The 21,536-nt window shown below is 72.6% G+C and carries 1 protein-coding gene and 1 pseudogene; both read right to left on the bottom strand.

Translation table 11 applies throughout. The features are described from left to right. Window positions 1-14: 14 nt before the first annotated feature. Window positions 15-3,242, bottom strand: coding sequence for an SDR family NAD(P)-dependent oxidoreductase (locus Pflav_RS49235; RefSeq protein ID WP_197937896.1), 3,228 nt, complete (start codon window positions 3,240-3,242; stop codon window positions 15-17). Between the two features lie 137 nt (window positions 3,243-3,379). Beyond that, window positions 3,380-21,526 (bottom strand): annotated as a pseudogene (locus tag Pflav_RS48380) (SDR family NAD(P)-dependent oxidoreductase); the annotation flags it as partial. Window positions 21,527-21,536: the final 10 nt, after the last annotated feature.

The following is a 21,536-nucleotide window of genomic DNA, read 5'->3' as shown; positions in this document are numbered from 1 at the left end:
GATTCCTGCGTGCATCACGAGACCCCGAGATCCTTGTCGATGAAGGCGAAGAGCTCGTCGTCCGTCGTGACCTGAAGCTGTGCCGGTGCTTCGCCGGCCGTGCTCTGCGTTTCGCCCCACTTCATGACCAGCGACTGGAGCCGCACGGTGATCTGGGCGCGTTCGGCGTCGGTGGCCGCCGAGGAGACGAGTACGCCCTCCAGCCGGTCGAGCTCTTCGAGGATCGACGCCGACGACAGCGCGCCGTCGGAGACCATCGCGCCGAACAGGTATTCGGCGAGGGTGGCCGGGTTTGGGTAGTCGAAGATCAGCGTGGCGGGCAGCCGCTGCCCGGTGGTGCTGTTGAGCGCGTTGCGCAGCTCGACAGCGGTCAGCGAGTCCAGCCCCAGGTTGCTGAACGACTGCTCCGGCGGCACCGTGTCCGGGCCAGCGTGACCCAGGATCGCGGCGGTGTGCGTACGCACCACCGTCAGCAGTTGCTCCCGCTGCTGAGCCGGGCTGAGCCGGGCCAGCTGCCCGGCCAGGCTGTCGGTGTCCACGGCGACCGTGGTCGCGGCGCGCCGGGCCGGTTTGATCAGCCCACGCAGCAGCGCCGGAACCGTCGCACCGGCCTGGGCCCGGATCCCCGCCACGTCGAGACGGGCCGGAACCACGTTCGCCCACCCCGTGGTGAGCGCCTGGTCCAGCAGAGTCAACGCCTCCGCCTCATCGAGGGCCCCACCAGCCCGAGCAACCCGCGCGAAGTCGGCATCAGACAGGTGCGCGGTCATCCCCGACCTGGTCGCCCACATACCCCACGCCAGCGAAACAGCAGGCAGGTTACGGCTACGCCGGTGCACCGCGAGCGCATCCAGGAACGCGTTACCCGCCGCGTAATTGCCCTGCCCAGCCGCCCCGAACACAGCCGCCGCAGACGAAAACATCACGAAGTTGTCCAACTGAAGCGACACCGTCAACTCATGCAAGTGCCATGCCGCGTCCACCTTCGGCTTCAACACCGCCCGCAACCGCTCCGGTGTCAGTGACTCCACCAGCCCGTCGTCGAGCACCCCGGCAGCGTGGACCACCGCCCGCAACGGCTGATCCTGCGGAACGTGGGCGAGCAGATCGGCAATCTGCTCCCGATCGGCGACATCACACGCCACCACGGTCGCCCGGCTACCGTATGACGCCAGCTCGGCCACCAACTCCCGCACACCCTCGGCAGCCGGGCCCGAACGACTGGCCAGCAACAGATGCGGCACTCGGTGCGTCGCCGCCAGATGCCTGGCCACCACCGCACCCAAACCACCGGTCGCACCGGTAATCAGCACGGTCCCGTCCCCGGACCAGCCGGCCGGCACGGTGAGGACGACCTTGCCGATGTGCTTGGCCGCCGAGACATACCGGAACGCCTCCTGCGCCTCGTGGATGTCCCAGCCCTTGACCGGCAGCGGCGTGAGGGTTTCGTCGTCGAACAGCTCCAGAAGGTGGGCCAGCATTTGCCCGATCCGGTCCGGGCCGGCCTCGACCAGGTCGAAGGCTCGGTAGGCGACACCCGGATGCTGCTCGGCGATCACGGCCGGATCGCGCTGGTCGGTCTTACCCATCTCCGCGAACCGGCCACCCCGAGGCAGCAGCCGCAACGACGCGTCCACGAACGGGCCCGCCAGCGCGTTGAGCACCACATCCACACCACGACCGCCCGTGGTGTCCATGAATGCCTGCTCGAAGTCCAGATCACGCGACGACGCGACCTGCTCGCCGCTGAACCCGAGTTCGTGCAACACCGGCCACTTCGTCCTACTCGCCGTGGTCAACACGTTCGCACCCAAGTGGCGGGCCAACTGAGTAGCCGCCATACCGACACCGCCAGTGCCGGCGTGGATCAGGATCGTCTCCCCCGCCCTCAAACCCGTCAGATCCACCAGGGCGTAGTAGGCGGTCAAGAACACGATCGGAACTGACGCCGCCGTCGCGTACGACCAACCGTCCGGGATCTTCGCGATCATCCGGGCATCCGCGACCGCGACCGGAGCGAAGGCGCCGGAGAACATGCCCATCACCCGGTCACCCACCGACCACTCGGTCACGCCCGGGCCGACCTCCACGACCACGCCGGCGCCCTCGGAACCGAGCACGGCCGGATCCGGGTACATGCCCAACGCGATCAACACGTCGCGGAAGTTCATCCCGCCGGCCCGGACCGCGATCCGCACCTGGCCGGGCTCCAATGCGCCCACCGCTTCCGGTGCCGGAGCAAGACGCAGACCGTCCAAGGTGCCGTCGGCGGAGACCTCCAGCCGCCAACCGGTCTCCGAGGCGGTGGCTGGTACCCGCTCCAGACGCGGCACCCACACCCTGCCTGCCCGCACCGCGGCCTGCGGCTCGTCACCGACCGCCAGCAGCGGGATCAGGCCCGCCGAGGCGGGGTCGCCGTCGACGTCGACAAGGACCACCCGGCCCGGGTGCTCCGACTGCGCCGACCGCAACAGGCCCCACACCGGAGCCATCGCCGCATCGACATCGCCGTCGCTGCCCACAAGCACGCCGGCCTTCGTCACCACGACAAGCCGCTCACCAGGGCTGGCCAACCACTCCCGCACCGCGCCCAGCACGCGCTCGGCCACGCTGTGCGCGCCTTCCACCACGTGTCCAGCCGGGGTTTGCGCGAGTAGCACCGCCACACCAGCGGCGCCGCTCAGGTCTTCCACCACCGGTACGTCCAAACCGGACAGTGGTGCGCCCAGCAGCACGACCGAGTCGGCCGGGGCGTGCTCCGGCAACGGCACCTCACGCCAGTCGACCCGGAACAGCGAGTCGGAGCCGGCCGCGGTGGGTGCGGCGGTGACCGCCCGGAGCACCAGCGACTCCACGGAGGCGACGGCCATGCCGGACGCGTCCGCCACGGCGAGGGTGACCCCGCCGGCGGCTGCCTGGGAGAGGCGTACCCGCAGGCCTCCGGCGCCGGCGGCGTGCAGCCGTACGCCACGCCACTCGAACGGCACGCCGCCGAGGCCGGGGGCGTCCCAGCCGGTGACGTTCAACGAATGCAGGGCCGCGTCCAGCAGGGCCGGGTGCAGACCGAACCGGCCGGCCTGCTCCACAGCGGACTGTGGCAGGGCGACCTCGGCGTACACGTCGTCGCCGTGCAGCCACACCGCCTGGATGCCCTGGAACACCGGCCCGTACGACAGGCCGACCGCGTCCAGGGACGGGTAGATGTCCTCCACCGGCACCGGGTCGGCACCGGCGGGGGCCACACGCTGAGGTCGGCCGGCTGTGCTTCGACTGCCGTGTTGCCGACCAGGCCGGTGGCGTGGCAGGTCCACTCCTGGGCGCCCTCTTCGGCCCGGGAGTGGATCGACAGCGGGCGGCGGCCCTGCTCGTCCGCGCCGTCGACGGTCACCTGCACCTGGATCGCGCCGCGTTCGGGCAGCACGAGCGGGGCTTGCAGGGTCAGCTCTTCCAGTACGTCGGCGCCGACTTCGTCGCCCGCCCGGACCGCCATCTCCACGAATGCCGTACCGGGCAGCCACACGGCGCCGCCCACGACGTGGTCGGCCAGCCACGGGTGCGTCGACAGCGACAGGCGGCCGGTCAGCACCACACCGTCACCGTCGGCCAGGCTCACCGTGGCACCGAGCAGCGGGTGATCCGCCGCCGACTGACCCAACCCCACGGCCGAGCCGGCCATCTGCATGCCAGACAGCTCGGGCCAGTACCGCGACCGCTGGAACGCATAGGTGGGCACGTCGACGATCCTCGGCTCCCAAGGGCTAAAGAACGCCTCCCAATCCACCTCGACACCGTGACCGTGCAGCCCAGCCAACGCGGCGACCGCCGCCTCGACCTCATCGCGGTCGGCACGCAGCGACGCGACCGCGACCGGGCCGTCCTCGGAAAAGCACTCAGGGATCAGCGCGGTCAGGACTCCATCCGGGCCAAGCTCCAGGAAAGTGCCCACACCCTGCCCAGCCAGCCACGAGACCGTGTCAGCGAAACGAACCGGCTGCCGCACATGCCGCACCCAGTAGTCGACCGTGTCCACCGGCTCCGCGAAGGGCAGCAACGGCTCCCGGAACGTGACATCGGCCAGGGCGGCGGCGAAGTCGTCCAGCATCGGGTCCATCAGCGGCGAGTGGAACGCGTGCGAGACCGTCAGCCGCTTGACCTTGCGGCCTTCGCCACGCCACAGCTGCTCCAGCGCGTCCACCTGACCGCTGTCACCGGCCACCACCACCGAGGCCGGCCCGTTGACCGCCGCCACAGACACGAGGTCGGTCAGGTGCGGCAACACTTCCGCCTCGGTGGCGCGGACCGCGAGCATCGCCCCGCCAGCAGGTAGTGCCTGCATCAACGTCGAACGGGCCGCCACCAGACGCGCCGCGTCCGCCAAGTCGAAGACACCGGACACATAGGACGCCGCGATCTGACCAATCGAATGACCCGCCACGAAGTCCGGGCTCACACCCCACGCCTCGAACTGGGCAAACAGGGCCACCTCGACCGCGAAAATCGCCGGCTGCGCGTACAAGGTCTGGCCCAACGCATCGCCGTCGGACCACATCACCTCCGCCAGCGGACGCGGCAGCAGGCCGTCGAAGGCGGCGCACACCTCGTCGAACCTGGCGGTGAACACCGGCAGCACACCATGCAGCTGCCGGCCCATACCCAACCGCTGCGAACCCTGACCGGTGAACACCACAGCCAGCCGGCCAACGCTCGGTGTCACGCCGGTCGAGAACCTCAGATCGCCCGCTGTGGAGCCGATCGCGTACGCCCGATGCGCGAACCGGGCCCGCGCGGTCGCCAGCGTGTACGCCACATCCACCGGCCGTACGCCAGGCCCGGTCGCGACGTCAGCCAGACGAAGGACTTGACCCCGCAACGCCTCTTCGGTCTTGCCGGAGACGAGCCACGGCACCACCGGCGCTACATCCTCGACCGGTGGGTGCTCGGGGGTGTCGCCCTCTTCCAGGATCACGTGGGCATTGGTGCCGCTCACCCCGAACGAGGAAACACCGGCCCGGCGCGGATGCCCATTCGGAGTCCACCGCACCGGCTCGGTCAACAGCTCGACGCTTCCGGCCGACCAGTCCACCTCAGGAGTCGGCGCGTCCACATGCAACGTACGCGGCAACGTCCCGTGGCGCATCGCCATCACCATCTTGATGATCCCGGCGACCCCGGCAGCAGCCTGGGTGTGACCGATGTTCGACTTCACCGAACCAAGCCACAGCGGACGCTCCCGACCCTGCCCATACGTGGCCAACAACGCCTGCGCCTCGATCGGATCACCCAACCGAGTACCGGTCCCGTGGGCCTCGACGGCGTCCACATCAGACGGTGACAGGCGAGCGTTGGCCAGGGCCTGGCGGATCACGCGCTCCTGCGACGGACCATTCGGCGCCGTCAGGCCGTTACTGGCACCGTCCTGGTTGACCGCACTCCCCCGCAGTGTCGCGAGGACCCGGTGACCGTTGCGCCGCGCGTCCGACAGTCGCTCGACCAGCAGCAGCCCGACACCCTCACCCCAGCCGGTGCCGTCAGCCGCGGCCGCGAACGCCTTGCACCGGCCGTCCACCGCCAGACCACGCTGCCGGCTGAACTCGACGAAGGCGCCCGGCGTCGACATCACCGTCACACCACCAGCCAGCGCGAGGTCACACTCACCCTGACGCAACGCCTGCGCCGCCAAATGCAACGCCACCAGCGACGACGAGCACGCGGTGTCCACAGTGACCGCAGGCCCCTCCAGACCAAACGAGTACGCCAACCGGCCCGACACCACACTCGCGCCGTTACCCGTCATCACATAGCCCTCAGAGCCGGCCGGCGCACCAGCCAACAACGCGGCATAGTCCTGCCCGTTGGTACCGACGAACACACCGGTCTGGCTGCCCCGCAACCCAGCCGGATCCACTCCCGAACGCTCGAACGCCTCCCACGACGCCTCCAGCAACAGCCGCTGCTGCGGATCCATCGCCGTCGCCTCACGCGGACTGATCCCAAAGAACGCCGGATCGAAGCCACTCACATCGGACAGAAAGCCACCAGTGCGGGTGTAGCTCGTACCCGGCCGGTCCGGATCTGGGTCGAAGAGCGCATCGACATCCCAGCCACGGTCGGAAGGGAACTTTGACATGCCGTCGCCACCGGCCGCGAGCAATGCCCACAGCTCTTCCGGCGACGACACCCCACCAGGGAAGCGACAACTCATCCCGACGATCGCGATATCTTCGCCATCCGCGACCACCGCCGGCCGGCGCACCACCACAGCGTCGGAACCAACGACCCGACCGACCAGATAGCCAGCCAACGCGGTCGGGTTCGGATGGTCGAAGACAAGCGTCGACGGCAACCGCAGGCCGGTGACCGCCGCAAGGCCGTTACGCAACTCCACCGCGGTCAGCGAGTCGAAACCCATCTCGTTGAACGCCCGCACCGGATCCACCGCATCAGCCGAGCCATGGCCCAGCACCGCCGCCGCCTGCGCACGTACCAAATCCAGCGCCAACTGCTCCTGGTCCACACGGGACAGCCCCGCCAGCCGCTCCGCGAAAGCCGAGCCACCGGTGGTGTTGGCGGTGCCGGCGGCGCGGCGGCCGGTGGACTTGACCAGGGCGCGGAGGAACGCGGGTACCGGCCCGGACTTGATCTGTGCGCGGATGGCGACGAGGTCGAGGTGGGTGGGGACGAGCAGCGCGTCGGCGGTCCTGCCGGCGAGGTCGAACAGTGCGAGGCCCTCACCGGCGGACAGGCCGGCGCCGGCTCGCGAGAGCCTTGCCACATCGCCTGACTTCAACCGGCCACCCATCCCCCCGGACTCGGCCCACAGTCCCCATGCGAGCGACATCGCGGGCAGTCCCGCTGCCCGGCGTTGGATAGCCAGGGCGTCCAGGAATGCGTTCGCCGCCGCGTAGTTTGCCTGGCCAGCCGCGCCAAACACGCCCGCCGCTGATGAGAAAACCACGAAAGCGGAGAGGTCCAAACCCCTAGTTAGTTCGTGCAGGTTCCATGCCGCGTCAACCTTCGGACGCAGTACCTGGTCCATGCGTTGTGGGGTCAGAGATTCGATCAGTCCGTCGTCGATAATGCCGGCGGCGTGGACGACGGCGGTCAGGGGTCGGTCCGCCGGCACCCCAGCCAGTACCCCTATCAGCGCATGCCGGTCGGCGATGTCGCACGCGACCACCGTGGCGTCCGCGCCGAGGTCGGCCAGCTCGCCGGTCAGCTCGGTGGCGCCGGGTGCGGCCGGGCCGGATCGGCTGGCCAGGATCAGGTGGCGTACGCCGTGCTCGGCGACCAGGTGCCGGGCCAGGAGTGCGCCCAGCCCGCCGGTGCCGCCGGTCACGAGTACGGTGCCGTCGCGGTCCCAGGCCTGCGGCTCCCCCGTGGCGAGGGCCCGGGTGAGGCGGGGTGCCCAGGTCGCACCGTCGCGTACGGCCAGCTGCGGCTCACCGGAGAGCCCGGTGATCAGGTCCGTGGGCGCGTCGACGGGCAGGTCGGCGAGGACGAAGCGGCCCGGGTGCTCGGCCTGTACGGATCGCAGCATGCCCCACACCGCCGCGCCAGCCAGGTCGGTGACCGGCTCGCCGGCGACGCTGACCGCGCCACTGGTCCGGATTACGAGGGTGGCGGCCTCGCGGGTGGGGTCGGCGAGCCAGCTCTGCACCATGCCGAGTGCCGCGTGCGTGGCCCGGCGTACGGAGCCGGGGACGTCGCCGCCGTCGCCGGCCGGCACGTCCCACGTCTCCACCTCGACGGGGTCGGCGGGGTCGTCACCGGTCACGGTCACCCAGCTGACGCCGAACAGGGACCCCGCCGCCGGCGTCTGGGAGACGGCCATCGCGCCGAGCGCCACGGACTCCGCCTGGGCGACGGGCGTCCCGTTCGGGTCGGTGACGAGCAGTGACCAGGCACCGTCGCCGGCCGGCCGCAGCCTGGCCCGTACGGCGGTGGCGCCGGTGGCGAAGAGGCGCACGTCGGACCAGTGCACGGCCGTGCTGCCGGGCTCGGCGGCGGGTTCGAGCAGCGCCTCCAGCAGCGCGGGGTGGAGCCCGAACCGGTCCGTGTCGCCGTCGTCGAGGGCGGCTTCGACGTACAGGTCGGCACCGTCGCGCCACATGGCCCGCACGCTGCCACCCGGCTCACCGGCGGGGTCGGCGCCCGGCGGCGGCCACTTGACCAGCTCCTCCGCGGGCGCGGTGGGGGCGATGGCGAGGGTACCGGTGGCGTGTCGCAGCCACTGCGGGTCGCCGTCCTCGGTGCGGGAGTGGACGGTCACCGGCCGCTGGTCGTGCTCGCCGGCCGCGCCGACGGTCACCTGCACCTGCACGGCGCCCCGCTCGGGGAGCACCAGCGGAGCGTGCACGGTGAGCTCCTTGAGCAGGTCGGCGCCGACCTCGTCGCCGGCCCGGATGGCCATCTCCACGAAGGCGGTGCTGGGCAGCCAGGCCGCGCCGGCGACCGCGTGGTCGGCCAGCCACGGGTGGGTGGCGAGCGACAGCCGGCCGGTCAGCACCACACCGTCGCCTTCGGCGAGGCTGACCGCCGCGCCGAGCAGCGGGTGGCCGGCCGCACCGAGCCCGGCGGAGGCGACGTCGGCCGCCGCGCTGGGGGTCGCTTCCAGCCAGTACCGCGCGTGCTGGAACGCGTAGGTCGGCAGCTCCACGATCTCCGGCCGCCACGGGGAGAAGAACGCCTCCCAGTCGACGTCGACGCCGTGGCTGTGCAGCCCGGCCAGCGCGGTGACCGCCGCTTCGACCTCGTCGCGGTCGGCCCGCAGGGAGGGGACGGTGACCGCGTCCTGGCTTGTCTCGGGGATCAGCGCGGTGAGGACACCGTCGGGCCCGAGCTCCAGGAACGTGTCCACACCCTGCTCGGCGAGCCAGGTCACGGTGTCGGCGAACCGGACCGGCTGGCGTACGTGCTGCACCCAGTAGCCGGCGGTGTTCACCGGCTCAGGGAACGGCAGCAGCGGCTCCCGGAACGTGACGTCGGCGAGGGCGGCCGCGAAGTCGTCCAGCATCGGGTCCATCAGCGGCGAGTGGAACGCGTGCGAGACCGTCAGCCGCTTGACCTGCCGGCCTTCGGTGCGGAAATGGGCTTCGAGAGCGTCGATCTGGCCGCCGTCACCGGCCACCACCACCGAGGTCGGCCCATTCACCGCCGCCACAGACACGAGGTCGGTCAGATGCGGCAACACCTCGTCCTCGGTAGCGCGGACGGCCAGCATCGCCCCGCCGGCCGGCAGTGCCTGCATCAACGACGAACGCGCCGCCACCAGACGGGCCGCATCCGCCAGATCGAAGACACCGGACACATAGGACGCCGCGATCTGACCGATCGAATGACCCGCCACAAAGTCCGGGCTCACACCCCACGCCTCGAACTGCGCGAACAACGCCACCTCAACCGCAAAAATCGCCGGCTGGGCATACAACGTTTGGCCCAACGCGTCAGCATCGGACGACATCACCTCCGCCAGCGGACGCGGCAGCAAACCGTCGAACGCCGCACACACCTCGTCGAACCTGGCGGTGAACACCGGCAGGACGCCGTGCAGCTCGCGGCCCATACCCAGCCGCTGCGACCCCTGACCGGTAAAGACCACGGCCAGGCGGCCAGCGCTCGGCGTTACGCCGGCTGAAAACCTCAGGTCCTCCACTGTGGAGCCGACCGCGTACGCCCGATGCGCGAACCGGGCCCGAGCCGTCGCCAACGTGTACGCCACATCTACCGGCCGCAGACCAGCATCCGCCGCGAACGACGCCAACCGCGAAGCCTGAGCCAGCAGCGCCGACTCGGTCTTACCGGACACCAGCCACGGCACCACCGGACCAGGGCCGACCGCCGGCTCCACGACCGGCTGCGGGTCACCCTCCTCCAAGATCACGTGCGCGTTCGTACCGCTGATCCCGAACGACGACACCGCCGCCCGCCGCGGGTGCCCGTTCACCGCCCACCGCACCGGTTCGGTCAACAACTCGACGTTGCCGGCCGACCAGTCCACCTCCGGCGTCGGCGCGTCCACGTGCAACGTGCGCGGCAGCGTCCCGTGGCGCATCGACATGATCACCTTGATCACACCGGCGACCCCGGCCGCAGCCTGGGTGTGGCCGATGTTCGACTTCACCGAGCCGAGCCACAGTGGACGCTCCCGACCCTGACCATACGTGGCCAGCAACGCCTGCGCCTCGATCGGGTCACCCAACCGAGTACCGGTGCCATGCGCCTCAATAGCGTCCACATCGGACGGCGACAGACGAGCGTTCGCCAGAGCCTGGCGGATCACCCGCTCCTGAGACGGACCATTCGGCGCGGTCAGGCCGTTACTCGCACCGTCCTGATTGACCGCACTCCCCCGCAACACCGCCAACACCCGATGACCGTTGCGCCGCGCGTCTGACAGCCGCTCCACCAGCACCATGCCGACGCCCTCGCTGAAGCCGGTACCGTCGGCCGCCGCGGCGAACGACTTGCACCGGCCGTCGGATGCGAGCGCGCCCTGCTGGATGAAGCCGGCGAACGTCGACGGGGTGTGCATCACCGAGACTCCACCCGCCAGGGCGAGGTCGCACTCGCCCTGCCGCAGCGCCTGCGCCGCCAGATGGAGCGCCACCAGCGACGACGAGCACGCGGTGTCCACTGTGACCGCCGGCCCTTCAAGGCCGAGCATGTAGGAGAGCCGTCCGGAAAGGACACTGCCCGCGTTGCCGGTGTCGACGAAGGCCAAGACGTGTTCGGGGAGGGTGGGGAGCCGGTTGACGTAGTCGTGGTACATGAGGCCGGCGAAGACACCGGTCTGGCTGCCCTGGAGCGAGGTCGGGTCGATACCGGCCTGTTCGATCGCCTCCCACCCGGCTTCGAGGAGCAGCCGCTGCTGCGGGTCCATCGCCAGGGCCTCGCGGGGGCTTATGCCGAAGAAGTCAGGGTCGAAGTCGGCGGCGTCATGGACGAAGCCGCCCAAGGGCCTTGGGCCGGTGCCGAACAGCCCGTCGAGGTCCCAGCCCCGGTCCTCGGGGAAGCCGGACATCCCGTCGGCGCCGCCGGCGACGAGCCGCCACAGGTCGTCGGGTGAGCGGACGTCGCCGGGGAGGCGGCAGCTCATCCCGACGATCGCGATGGGCTCGTCGCCGCCGCGCTTGCGGGCCCGGCTGGGCGACCGGGTGGCCGCGTCCGGGTCGGTGCCGACGAGTTCGGTACGCAGGTGCGCGCTGAGCACGGTCGGGTTGGGGTAGTCGAAGACGAGTGTCGCGGGCAGGCGGAGGCCGGTGGCGGCGTTGAGCCCGTTGCGCAGCTCGACCGCGGTGAGGGAGTCGAAGCCCAGCTCCTTGAACGCCTGCGTGGGCGGCACGGTGGCGGCGTTCGCGTGGCCGAGCACGCTGGCGGCCTGTGCGCGTACCAGGTCAAGCAGGAACCGCTCCTGCTCCGGGCGGCTGAGCCCGCCGAGCCGCCGCTCGAGCGAGTCGGCGCCGTCGCCGGTGCGTACGCTGCGCCGGGCCGGCGTGCGGATGAGGCCGCGGAAGAGCGGGGGCACCGGTCCGGCGCCGGTCTGCTTGCGGATCGTCGCGATGTCGATGCGGGTCGGTACGAGCAGTGGCTCGCCGACCAGCATGGCGGTGTCGAGGAGCGCCAACCCTTCCTCGGTGCCGATCGCGTCGCCGGCACGGGAGATGCGGCCGACGTTGACGTCGTCGAGGTGGCCGGTCATGCCGGTGCGCTCGGCCCACAGGCCCCAGGCGAGCGAGATGCCGGCCAGCCCCTCGTGCCGCCGCCGGTGGGCGAGCGCGTCGAGGAAGGCGTTGCCCGCGGCGTAGTTGCCCTGCCCGGTGGCGCCGAACACGCCGGCCGCGCCGGAGAAGTTGACGAACGCGGTGACCGGCATGTCGCGGGTCAGCTCGTGCAGGTGCCAGGCGGCGTCGACCTTGGGCCGCATGACCTTCGCCACCCGCTCAGGTGTCAGCGAGGCGAGCATGCCGTCGTCGAGTACGCCGGCCGCGTGCACGATGCCGGTGAGCGGCGTGTCGCCGGGGATGGCGGCCAGCACGGCGGCCAGCGCCTCCCGGTTGGCGGCGTCGCAGGCGAACACGTCGACGTGGGCGCCGAGGGCGGTGAGCTCGTCGCGCAGTTCCACCGCGCCGGTGGCGGCGATCCCTGACCGGCTGGTGAGCACGAGCCGGCGGATGCCGTGCACGGTCACCAGATGCCGGGCGACCGCGCGGCCGAGACCGCCGGTGGCGCCGGTGATCAGCACCGTGCCCTCGGCGTCCCAGACCGGTGGCGCCGCGTCGTCGCGGGCCGGGGCGGCGACCCGCGCCAGGCGTGGCGCCCGGGCGGCACCGTCGCGGATCGCCACCTGCGGCTCGTCGACCTCGGCCAGCAGTTCGAGGACTTCGAGCGAGGCGGCCGAGTCGTCGATGTCCACGAGCATGACGCGGCCAGGGTTTTCCGACTGTGCGGAGCGGACGAGTCCCCACACGGCGGCACCGGCCAGATCAAAGACCGGCTCCCCGGGTACGGCGGCGGCACCGCTGGTGAGGACGATCAGACGGCTGTCCGCGAACTGCTCGTCGGCCTGCCACTGCTGAACCAGCGCGAGCGTCCGCACGGTGGCCCGGTGCGCGGCGGCGGCGACGTCCTCCCCCGCTGTGGGTACCCGGTAGACGAGCACGTCCGGGGCGCCGGCAGCCCGTACGGCGGCGAGGTCCGGGTGAATCTCGGCGGGGAGGCCTGCTAGCCCCGGGACGGGGTCGCCGATCAGTGCCCAGCGGCGCGGGGTGCCCGGCGCCGGCGCGTCGAGGGCCGCCCAGTCGAAGCGGAACATCGACTCGACGGTGCTGCCGTGGCCGGCGTCGAGCTGGTCGGAGGAGATCGCGCGGAGGGCGAGGGACCGCACCTCGGCGACGGGTGCGCCGGTCTCGTCGGCGGCAAGCACGGTCAGTCCGCGACCGCCGTCGGCCCGGGAGAGCCGGGCGCGCAGGATCGCCGCTCCGGCCGCGTGGAGGCGGACACCGCTCCAGGCAAACGGAAGCCCGTTGAGGTTGTCGCCGCTCCAGCCGCCGAGGGCGACGGCGTGCAGGACGGAGTCGAGCAGAGCCGGGTGCAGCCCGAAGCGATCGGCGTCGCCGTGCCCGCCGGCCGGGAGCGCGACCTCGACGTAGAGGTCGTTGTCGCGCCGCCACACCCCGCGCAGGCCCTGGAACGCCGGGCCGTATGCGAGCCCGCCCTGGGCGAGGCCTTCGTACCAGCCGTCGAGGGGACACTGTCGGCGCCGGCCGGGGCCACGCGACGAGGTCGTCCGTGCTCTCGGGTGCCTCGCTGGTCGTGGCGAGGACGCCCTCGGCATGGCGGATCCACTCCGGGTCGCCGTCTTCGAGCCGGGACCAGATCGCCAGCTCGCGGTTTCCGGTGTGGTCCGGTGCGCCGACGGTGATCTGGAGCTGCCGCGCCCCGTTTTCCGGGAGCACGAGCGGCGCGTTGAGGGTGAGGTCGTCGAGGAGGTTGGCGCCCACCTCGTCGCCAGCCCGGACGGCCAGCTCCACGAAGGCGGTGCCGGGCAGGAAGATCGCACCGGATACGGCGTGATCGGCGAGCCACGGGTGGGTCTTGACGGAGAGCCTGCCCGTGAGCAGGACCCCGTCGCCGTCGGCGAGCGTGACCGAGGCGCCGAGCAGCGGATGCTCGGCGCTGCCCAGGCCGGCGGCGGTGACGTCGCCGGAGCCCGCGGGCGGCGGGCTGAGCCAGTACCGGTTGCCCTGGAACGCGTACGTGGGCAGGTCGACGGTGCGCGGCTGGATCCCGGCGAACGCCCGGTGCCAGTCCACCTCGACGCCGTTCGCGTACGCGGTGCCGAGGCTGGTGTAGAGGCGCTGGGTGCCGCCCTCGTCGCGCCGCAGAGTGCCGGTCACCCAGGCTGGCGCGGCGGCCGCGTCGATGCTCTCCTGGATGCCGACCGTCAGTACCGGGTGCGGGCTGACCTCGACGAACCCGTGGTAGCGCCCGTCGAGCAGCGCCTCGATCGCCGGGCCGAACCACACCGCCTGCCGGGTCATCCGGTACCAGTACTCGGCGTCGGCCTGCGTGCCGTCCATCCAGCGCCGGTCCGCGGTGGAGTACCACGGCACCCGCGCGGCCCGGGGCCGCACCGCGGCCATCATCGCCAGCAACTCGTCCCTGATCGGCTCGACCTGCACCGAGTGGGCGGCGTAGTCGACCGGGATCCGCTTGTTGCGCACCTCCCGCTCGTCGAGGTAACGGACGAACTCGTCCACCGGACCGGTCAGCCCGGCCACGACCACCGAGCCGGGACCGTTGACCGCGGCGATGGAGACGCCGTCGTGGCCGGCCAGCAGCTCCGCTACCCGTTCCGTGGGCGCCGCCACCGAGACCATCGCGCCGCCGCCGGCCAGCTTCCGCACCGCCCTCGCCCGCAGCGCGACGACCCGGGCGCCGTCCTCAAGCGACAGTGCACCCGCGACACACGCGGCGGCGATCTCACCCTGGGAGTGGCCGACGACGGCTGCCGGCCGCACCCCGTAGGACTGCCAGACCTCCGCGAGCGAGACCATCACGGCCCACAGGACCGGCTGGACCATCTCGACCCGCTCCAGCAGCTCCGGATCGGTGAGGACGGCCCGCGGATCCCAGTCCACAAAGGACGACAGCGCGGTCGCGCACTCGTCGAACGCCGCGGCGAACACCGGCGACGACGCCAGCAGCTCTGCCGCCATGCCGGCCCACTGCGAGCCCTGGCCGGGGAAGACGAACACGACACCCGCGCCGGCGCCCGTACCGGGGCCGGAGACCACGCCCGCGGCCGGATCGGCCGCGGCGAAGTCGCGGAGCGCGGCCGCCAGCTCGGCGCCGTCGCGGCCGGCCACCACCGCACGCCACGGCATCCGCGAACGGGACAGCAGCGACCAGCCGACGTCCGCCGGGCTCTGGGCGCCGCCGGAGGCGAACGACGCCAGCCGTGCGGCCTGGCCGCGCAGCGCCGCCTCGCTCTTGGCCGACAGCACCCACGGCACCACCGGCGCCTGCGGGTCCTGCGGCGCGACGTCGGCCGCGGGTGAGGGCGCGTCGCCTTCCTCGATGATCACGTGGGCGTTGGTGCCGCTGATGCCGAACGACGACACGCCGGCCCGGCGCGGGTGCCCGTTGGCGGACCACTCGACCGGCTCGGTCAGCAGCGACACCGCGCCAGCCGTCCAGTCCACCTCGGGCGTGGGCGCGTCGACGTGCAGGGTCTGCGGCAGCGTCCCGTGCCGCATCGCCAGCACCATCTTGATCACACCGGCCACACCAGCGGCCGCCTGGGTGTGGCCGATGTTCGACTTCACCGAGCCGAGCCACAGTGGACGCTCGCGACCTTGCCCGTACGTGGCCAGCAGAGCCTGCGCCTCGATGGGGTCACCGAGCTTCGTACCCGTGCCGTGCGCCTCCACCGCGTCCACATCGGACGGAGCCAGCCGGGCGTTCGCGAGCGCCTGCCGGATCACCCGCTCCTGCGACGGGCCGTTCGGGCGGTGAGACCGTTGCTCGCACCGTCCTGGTTGACCGCGCTCCCCCGCAGCACGGCGAGGATCGTGTGGCCGTTGGCGCGGGCGTCAGAGAGCCGCTCCAGCAGCAGCAGGCCGACGCCCTCACCCCAGCCGGTGCCGTCGGCGGCGGCCGCGAAGGCCTTGCACCGGCCGTCGGCGGCGAGCCCTCGCTGCTGGCTGAACTCGACGAACAGCGCGGGGGTCGACATCACGGTCACGCCGCCGGCGATGGCCAGCGTGCACTCGCCCTGCCGCAGCGACTGGGCCGCCAGGTGCATCGCCACCAGCGACGACGAGCAGGCGGTATCGACGGTGACCGCCGGCCCTTCGAGGCCGAACGTGTACGAGATGCGGCCGGAGACCACACTGCCGGCGCTGCCCGTGGCGAGGTATCCGTCCACTTCGGAGGTCTTGCCGACGAGCAGGGCGGAGTAGTCCTGCCCGTTGGAGCCGACGAAGACGCCGGTGTGGCTGCCGCGCAGCGTGCCGGGGTCGATGCCGGCCCGCTCGATCGCCTCCCACGACGCCTCCAGCAGCAGCCGCTGCTGGGGGTCGGTGGCGAGCGCCTCGCGGGGGCTGATGCCGAAGAACTCGGTGTCGAAGCGGCTGGCCTCGGTGAGGAAGCCGCCCTCCTTGACGTAGCTGCGTCCGGACTGGCCCGGCTCTGGATCGAAGAGCGCGGCCAGGTCCCAGCCGCGGTCGTCGGGCATGCCGCTCAGCCCGTCGGTGCCGGTGGCGAGCAGCCGCCACAGCTCCTCCGGCGAGTCCACCCCTCCCGGGAAGCGGCAGCTCATGCCGACGATCGCGATGGGTTCGTCGGCCGCGACCGCGGTGGTCGTGGCGGCGACGGCCGGCTCGGCGCCGCCGGCGAGCTGGATGCGCAGGTGCCCGGCGAGCACGGCCGGGTTCGGGTAGTCGAATAGCAGCGTGGCCGGCAGCCGCAGGCCGGTGAGCAGGTTGAGCCCGTTGCGCAGCTCGACCGCGGTGAGCGAGTCGAAGCCCATCTCGTTGAAGGCGCGGTTGGGCTCGACGAGGTCGGCGGTGGAGTGGCCGAGCACCGCGGCGGCCCGGGTGCGTACCAGCTCGACCAGCAGGGACTCCTGGCCGGCCCGGTCCAGGCCGGCGAGCTGCGCGGCCAGGGGCGAGCGGCCGGTGTCGAGGTCGCCGGGGCGGACCACGCGCCGGGCGGTACCGCGGACGAGACCGCGGAACATCGGGGTACGGGCGCGGTGCTGGCCTGCACGCGGAGCCCGGCGAGGTCGATCCGGGTGGGCACGAGCAGCGCCCGGTCGGTGGTACCGGCGAGGTCGAAGAGGGTGAGGCCCAGCTCGGCGGAGAGCGGGGTGGCGGTGCGCATCAGGCGGGTACGGTCGGCCTCGCTGAGCCGGCCGGCCATGCCCCCTCCTCGGCCCACATGCCCCAGGCGAGCGACTGTGCCGGCAGCCCGGCCTGGCGGCGCAGGTGGGCGAGGGCGTCGAGGAACGTGTTGGCGGCGGCGTAGTTGCCCTGCCCGGGGCCGCCGAAGATGCCGGCGCCGGCGGAGAAGAGCACGAACGCGGCCAGCGGCAGGTCGCGGGTCAGCTCGTGCAGGTGCCAGGCGGCGTCGACTTTGGGGCGGAGTACGGTGTCGAGCCGGTCGGCGGTGATCGACTCGATGACACCGTCGTCGACGACACCGGCGGTGTGCACGATCCCGGTCAGCGGGTGCGCGGCCGGTACCGCCGCCAGGATCCCGGCGAGCGCGTCCCGGTCGGCGACGTCACCGGCCACGACCTCGGCCCGCGCGCCCGCCTCGGCCAGCTCGTCGACAAGTGCGGCCGCGCCGGGGGCGTCCGGGCCGGAGCGGCTGACCAGCAGCAGGTGCCGTACCCCGTGGGTGTTGACGAGGTGGCGGGCGACGAGCGTACCCAGGCCGCCGGTGGCTCCGGTGACGAGCACCGTGCCGTCCGGGTCCCAGCTGGTGCCCGGCGTCCCGCCGCCGGTGACGACCGCGCGGGCCAGGCGCGGCACGCGGACGGCACCACCGCGGACGGCCAGCTGCGGTTCGTCGCCGCCGGCGGCGCCGACCAGCGCGACCACCGACTCGGTGGTGCCGTCGATGTCGGCGACCACGAACCGGCCCGGGTTCTCCGACTGGGCGGACCGGAGCAGTCCCCAGGTCGAGGAGGCGGCGAGGCCGGTGACGGCGTCGTCCGGGCCGGTGGCGATCGCGTTCTGGGTGACCACGACGAGCTTCGCCGCGTCCCAGGGGTGCCCGCCGAGCCAGGCGCGCAGGGTGTCGAGCACGCCGCCGGTGACGTCGCGCACGGCGGTGGTGAGCGGCGAGCCGGAGTCGGTGGCCGGCAGCACGTAGGCGACCACCTCGGGGACGCCGGTGTGCCGTTCGACGGCGGTGGCGAGATCCGGGTACACGTCGACCCCGTCCGCCCGCGCGAAGAGGCTGTCCGGGCGCGCGTCCACGGCGACCCAGCCGCGGCCGGCGGTGGCGGTCGCCGGGGTGCCGCGACCCAGTCGAGCTGGAAGAGCGCGTCGGTGCCGGCGCCCTGTGCGGTGCCCAGCTCGGCCGCGGTCAGGGTGCGCGTACCGACCGCGTCGGCGGTCGCCACGGGCGCGCCGGTCTCGTCGGTGACGAGCAGGGCCCAGGTGCCGGTGCCGATCGGGTTGAGCCGGGCGCGGATGGCGGTCGCGCCGGTGGCGAGCAGCCGGAAGCCCTCCCAGTGGGTGAACATCGTGTCCGGCTCGCCGGCCGCCTCGCGAAGCGCCTCCAACAGGGCCGGGTGTACGCCGTACCGGGCGGCGGAGTCGTCGTCGTGTGCCGCCTCGACGAAGATCTCGTCGCCCCGCCGCCACACCTGCCCGGCCACCGCCGGCTCGGGCTGGGCACCGGCCGGCGGCCACTGGGCCAGGCTGTCGACCGGCCCGCCGCTGCCGCTGGTGAGCGTGCCCGTGGCGTGCCGCAGCCAGTCGGTGTCCCCGTCCTCGGTGCGGGAGTAGACGGTCACCGGGCGCCGGCCGCTCTCGCCGGCCGGGCCGACCGCCACCTGCACCTGCACGCCGCCGCGCTCGGGGAGCACGAGCGGGGTGTCGAGGGTCAGCTCCTCCAGGACGCTGGCGCCGACCTCGTCGCCCGCGCGGACGGCCAGCTCCAGGAACGCGGCACCGGGCAGCACGGGCACCCCGGCGACCTCGTGACCGGCCAGCCACTGGTGGGTGCCGAGCGCCAGCCGGCCGGTGAGCACCACCCCGTCGCCGCCGGCGAGGGTGACCGCCGCGCCGAGCAGCGGGTGGCCGGCCGCGCCGAGCCCGGCGGAGGCGATGTCGGCGGGCGATCCGGGCGGGGCCTCCATCCAGTACCGGCTGTGCTGAAAGGCGTACGTGGGCAGGTCGACGCGGTTGGGGCGGGCCGGCGCGAAGTACGCCGTCCAGTCGACGGTCACGCCGTTGTCGTGCAGGGCCGCGGCGGCGCTGGCCACGGCCTCGACCTCGGGCCGGTCGGCGCGCAGCGAGGCGATCGCGACACCGTCCGGCGCCGAGTCGGGGACCAGCGCGGTGAGCACCCCGTCCGGGCCGAGCTCGAGGAACGTGCCCACACCCTGAGCGGCCAGCCATTCCACGGTGTCGGCGAAGCGCACCGGCCGGCGCACGTGCCGCACCCAGTGGTCGGCGGTCTCGACGGGCTCGGGGAACGGCAGCCGCGGCTGCTGGAAGGTGACGTCCGCGAGGGCGGCGGCGAAGTCGTCGAGCATCGGATCCATCAGCGGCGAGTGGAAGGCGTGCGACACCGCCAGCCGCTTGACCTTCCGCCCCTGGCCGCGGAAGAGCTCTTCGAGGGCGTCGATCTGGCCGCCGTCGCCGGCCACCACGACCGACGAGGGTCCGTTCACGGCCGCGACGCTGACCAGGTCGGTCAGGTGGGGCAGCACGTCGGCCTCGGTCGCCTGTACGGCGAGCATCGCGCCGCCGGCCGGCAGCGCCTGCATCAGCGAGCCCCGCGCCGCGACGAGCTTGGCCGCGTCGGCGAGCGAGAACACGCCGGCCACGTGGGCCGCGGCGATCTCGCCGATCGAGTGGCCGGCGACGGCGACGGGCCGTACGCCCCACGCCTCGAACTGGGCGAACAGGGCCACCTCGACCGCGAAGATGGCCGGCTGGGCGTACTGGGTCTGGCCCAGCGCCTCCTCGTCCGACCAGATCACCTCGGTCAGCGAGCGCGGCAGCCGTCCCTCGAAAGCCGCGCACACCTCGTCGAACTTCGCGGTGAAGGCCGGCAGCACGCCGTGCAGCTGGCGGCCCATGCCCAGGCGCTGCGAGCCCTGCCCGGTGAACAGGACGGCGAGGCCCCGGTCCGCTCCGCCGTGGCGCCACCGGCGATCGCGGACAGCTTGGCCGCCAGGTCCGCCCGGTCCGTACCGGCGACGGAGGCACGGTAGGGCAGGTGTGCGCGGGCGGTCGCGAGCGAGTACCCGATGTCGACCGGCCGGGCGTCCGTCGTGGCGACGAACGACGCCAGGCGCGCGGCCTGATCCCGCAGGGCCGCCTCGGACTTCGCGGAGATCAGCCACGGCACCGCGTCCGGGATCATCGGCTCGGCCAGGACGGCGGCGGGCACGGCATCCGCGTCGGCCTCGTCGGGGTCGGCGGCGGGCTCGGGGCGACCGGCTCCTCGATGATGACGTGGGCGTTGGTGCCGCTGATCCCGAACGACGACACGCCGGCCCGGCGCGGGCGCCCGAGCTGCTGCCACGGCTCCGGCGCGGTCAGCAGCGAGACCGCCCCGGCGGACCAGTCGATCTGCGGCGACGGCTCGTCGACGTGCAGCGTGCGGGGCAAGGTGCCGTGCCGCATCGCCATGACCATCTTGATGACGCCGGCGACACCGGCCGCGGCCTGCGTGTGACCGATGTTCGACTTGATCGAGCCGAGCTTCAGCGGCCGGGACGGGTCACGCCCCTGCCCGTACGTGGCCAGCAGCGCGTGCGCCTCGATCGGGTCGCCGAGAGCGGTGCCGGTGCCGTGCGCCTCGACCGCGTCGATGTCGCCCGGGGCGAGCCGCGCGTTGACGAGGCTTTGCAGGATGACCCGCTCCTGCGACGGCCCGTTCGGCGCGGTGAGGCCGTTGCTGGCGCCGTCCTGGTTGGTGGCCGAGCCGCGGATCGTGGCGAGGATCTGGTGGCCGTTGCGGCGGGCGTCGGAGAGGCGTTCGAGCAGCAGGATGCCGACGCCCTCGGACCAGCCCGTGCCGTCGGCGCCGGCCGCGAACGCCTTGCAGCGGCTGTCGCCGGCCAGGCCGCCCTGCCGCTCGAACTCCACAAAGGAGCCGGGTGCGGACATCACGGTGACGCCGCCGGCGAGCGCGAGGTTGCACTCCCCTGGCGCAGGGCCTGCGCGGCGAGGTGCATCGCGACGAGCGAGGAGGAGCAGGCCGTGTCGACGGAGACAGCGGGCCCTTCGAGGCCGAAGACGTACGAGACGCGGCCGGACATCACGCTGGACCCGTTGCCGGTCATGAGGTAGCCCTCGACGCCCGGCGGGAAGTGGCGCAGCCGGAAGAGGTAGTCGTGGCCGTTGGTGCCGACGAAGACGCCGGTCGGGGTGCGGTGCAGCGTGCCCGGGTCGATCCCGGCGCGCTCGAAGACCTCCCACGCCACCTCCAGCAGCAGCCGCTGCTGCGGGTCCATCGCCAGCGCCTCGCGGGGGTTGATCCCGAAGAAGCCCGGGTCGAATTCGGCGGCGTCGTAGAGGAAGCCGCCCTCACCGCTCAGCTTGTCCAGGTCCCAGCCGCGGTCCTCGGGAAACGCCCCGATCGCGTCGCGTCCACTGTGGACCATTTCCCACAGGTCCTCCGGGCTGCGTACGCCACCGGGGAACCGGCACGCCATCCCCACGATCGCGATGGGCTCGCCGGCCCGCTCCTCCATGCTCTGTAGCTGCCGCTGGGTCTGGCGCGCCTCGGCGAGGACCCGCTTGAGGTAGGAACGGAGCTTTTCCTCGTTTGACATCTGCTACCCC

It is taken from the genome of Phytohabitans flavus, assembly GCF_011764545.1.
GTDB lineage: Bacteria > Actinomycetota > Actinomycetes > Mycobacteriales > Micromonosporaceae > Phytohabitans > Phytohabitans flavus.
Note: the sequence above shows the minus strand (reverse complement) of the source record. Positions and strands in the feature narration are given on the sequence as shown.